Raw genomic sequence first — 3,393 nt, 5'->3', positions numbered from 1 at the left:
GAAACAGGAGGTTTAATCGATTTAGATAAATTACCTGTGGGCGATCCTACGCTTTCTGCGAAAGAAATCATCGGAAACGAATCGCAAGAAAGAATGGGCTTGGTTATTGGTCAAAAAGACATAGAAACCTTACAACGCATTGCCGATAGAGAACGTTCGCCAATGTATGAAGTGGGTGATGTAACCAACGACCATAGATTTACTTTTGAATCAAAATCGACAGGTTTAAAACCAATGGATTATGCCTTGGAAGACTTTTTTGGAAGTTCGCCAAAAACCATAATGAACGACAAAACAATTACGAGAAATTATAGTAATTCAGAATATAATACAAGTGAAATTCCAACCTATTTAAATCAAGTATTACGATTAGAAGCCGTAGCTTGTAAAGATTGGTTAACCAATAAAGTAGACCGTTGTGTAGGTGGAAAAGTAGCCAAACAACAATGTGCAGGTCCGTTACAATTGCCTTTAAATAATGTAGGTGTAATGGCTTTAGATTATAAAGGAAAAGAAGGAATTGCCACTTCTATTGGGCACGCTCCTATTTCAGCTTTAATTGATCCGGTAGCAGGAAGTAGAAATGCTATTGCAGAATCCCTTTCAAATTTAGTTTGGGCGCCATTAAAAGACGGTTTAGCATCGGTTTCATTATCGGCAAACTGGATGTGGGCGTGTAAAAACGAAGGTGAAGATGCCCGTTTATACGAAGCTGTAAAAGGATGTTCGGATTTTGCTATCGAATTGGGAATCAATATTCCAACAGGAAAAGATTCCTTATCAATGAAACAAAAGTACCCGAATGACGAAGTAATTGCACCGGGAACGGTTATTATTTCAGCAGCTGGAAATTGTTCGAATATCACTAAAGTAGTAGAACCTGTTTTACAACGAAATGGCGGAAACATTTACTACATCAATTTTTCACAAGATACTTTTAAATTAGGAGGTTCTTCATTTTATCAAACGCAAAATAAAGTAGGAAATGAAACGTCAACTATTAAAGACGCTGCATTCTTCAAGAAAGCATTCAATACCTTACAAGATTTAATAAAAGACAGAAAAATTAAAGCCGGACACGATATTGGTAGTGGTGGTTTGATTACGACTTTATTGGAATTATGTTTCAGCCCCCTAACCCCCGAAGGGGGAACCTCAAACTTTGAGGAAACGGGAATGAAATTAAGTTTTGATTGTTTTGAAGAAAAAGATTTAGTCAAAATATTATTTTCAGAAAACATCGGCGTTGTCGTTCAACCTGCTAATAATGAAGAATTTGAAGCTTATTTAAATGAAAATAAAGTAGAATTTTTCAATCTTGGTGAAGTTACTAATTCTGGAAAATTGGAATTTGGAACTTGGAATTTGGATATTGCCACGTACCGAAGAACTTGGTTTGAAACATCTTATTTATTAGATCAAAAACAAACGAAAAACGGCAAAGCAAAAGAACGTTTTGAGAATTTTGATAAACAAGCTTTGCAATTTTCATTTCCATCGCAATTTGATGGTAAATTACCTGTAATTCCCGCTGGTGCAAGGCCAAAAGCAGCTATTATTCGTGAAAAAGGAAGTAATTCTGAACGAGAAATGGCAAATGCAATGTTCTTAGCAGGATTTGATGTAAAAGACGTGCATATGACCGATTTAATTTCGGGTAGAGAAAACTTAGAAGACATACAATTTATTGGTGCTGTAGGTGGTTTCTCTAATTCAGATGTATTAGGTTCCGCTAAAGGTTGGGCAGGTGCCTTTTTATACAATGAAAAAGCAAACTCTGCTTTAAAAAACTTCTTTAAAAGAGAAGATACACTTTCTGTTGGAATCTGTAACGGGTGCCAATTAATGATGGAATTAGAGCTGATTAATCCTGAGCACGAGGTGCACGGAAAAATGAAACACAACGATTCTAACAAACACGAAAGTGGCTTTACTTCTGTAAAAATTCAGAAAAACAACTCGGTGATGCTTTCTTCATTAGAAGGTGCCACTTTAGGGGTTTGGATTTCGCACGGTGAAGGAAAATTCAATTTACCAATGCCTGAAAATGCGTATAATATTGTTGCAAAATATGGCTACGAGAGCTATCCAGCCAATCCAAATGGTTCGGATTATAATACGGCGATGATGTGCGACACAACTGGAAGACATTTGGTTATGATGCCACATATTGAGCGTTCTACGTTCCCTTGGAATTGGGCAAATTATCCAGACAGAAATCAAAAAGACGACGTTTCACCTTGGTTAGAAGCCTTTGTGAATGCCAGAAAATGGATAGATAACAAAAAATAAAATTTAAAAATCAGCTTTCAATAAGCTGATTTTTTTGTAATATTGCGTTTTAAAAAAAAGTATGAACAATTCTACAAAATGTCTAAACTGCGACCAGGAAATTAGTGGGAATTTTTGCTCTCATTGCGGGCAAAAAACAGCTATTCATCGAATTGACTTTAAAAATTTCATAAAACATCATTTCTTGCACGGTCTTTTTCATATTGAAAAAGGAATGTTATTTACTGCAAAGGAATCATTAATACGCCCTGGAAAAGCAGCATTAGATTATATTGAAGGTAAAAGAATTAGATACTACAATGTTTTTTATTTTATCTTATTGCTTATCGGTTTAAATTTATTTTTATCTAATTATCACGCTCAATTAGTTAACGAATATTTTGACCATCCAACAATAGTAATAAAAGATACTTTTGGTAATAAATTTCAACCTTTTTTGATTAAAAATGCCAAAATTTTAATTTTTTCATTCGTTCCGTTATTTGCCATAAACAGCTTTATTCTGTTCAGAAAACGTAAATTAAACTTCAGCGAACATCTAATTATTGCAGGAATTACATTCTTAGGAATATTACTAATCAATACACTTGACACTATAGTTTCTTTTTTAATATTTACAGAATATTTTGATATTATTTATAAAATTCTCACAATAATTATTGGAATTACTATTATTCTACTTCCAATCTTTAGCTATTATCAAACATTTAAAGAGTATTACAAAAAAGGTACTTTTGCTTTTCGAGTAATTTTATTTATTCTTTTAACCTTACTCGAATTGTATGTATTTGCTTTTTTTATTGTCGGATATTTAAGTAATTGGAAATTTGGTGACGTTCAGTTTAACACATAAAAAAAAGGGCTGTTTTATATGAAACAGCCCTTTTACTTTATAAAAAATTATCGAATCAATTTCTTGTATTTAATTCGAGTTGGGGTAACATCTTTACCTAATCGTTTGCGTTTGTTTTCTTCATATTCTGTAAAACTTCCTTCAAAACTATATACTTGTGACTCGCCTTCAAAAGCTAAAATATGCGTACAAACTCTATCTAAAAACCATCTGTCGTGCGAAATAATTACGGCACAACCTGCAAAGTT

General features: G+C 33.4%; 2 protein-coding genes and 1 pseudogene. 2 read left to right on the top strand and 1 reads right to left on the bottom strand.

Annotated elements, in window-relative coordinates; translation table 11 throughout:
• Both purL and ACIQ11_RS09650 read left to right on the top strand, forming a co-directional pair.
• On the top strand, positions 1 to 2,292 hold a 2,292-nt coding region (purL, locus tag ACIQ11_RS09655; protein ID WP_396154421.1), incomplete at its 5' end, for a phosphoribosylformylglycinamidine synthase.
• 61 nt (positions 2,293 to 2,353) lie between these two features.
• On the top strand, positions 2,354 to 3,145 hold the full coding sequence (locus ACIQ11_RS09650; protein WP_396154419.1) for a DUF3667 domain-containing protein: 792 nt from the start codon (positions 2,354 to 2,356) through the stop codon (positions 3,143 to 3,145).
• A 47-nt stretch (positions 3,146 to 3,192) separates the two neighbouring features.
• Here ACIQ11_RS09650 and ACIQ11_RS09645 read toward each other — a convergent pair.
• Positions 3,193 to 3,393, bottom strand: a pseudogene (locus tag ACIQ11_RS09645) (energy-dependent translational throttle protein EttA); the annotation flags it as partial.

Source organism: Flavobacterium sp. (assembly GCF_044361065.1).
Lineage (GTDB): Bacteria > Bacteroidota > Bacteroidia > Flavobacteriales > Flavobacteriaceae > Flavobacterium.
Note: the sequence above shows the minus strand (reverse complement) of the source record. Positions and strands in the feature narration are given on the sequence as shown.

Excerpts from the sequence above, each read along its gene's own strand:
- ACIQ11_RS09650 (WP_396154419.1), top strand. The coding sequence starts at position 2,354 with ATGAACAATTCTACAAAATGTCTAAACTGCGACCAGGAAATTAGTGGG.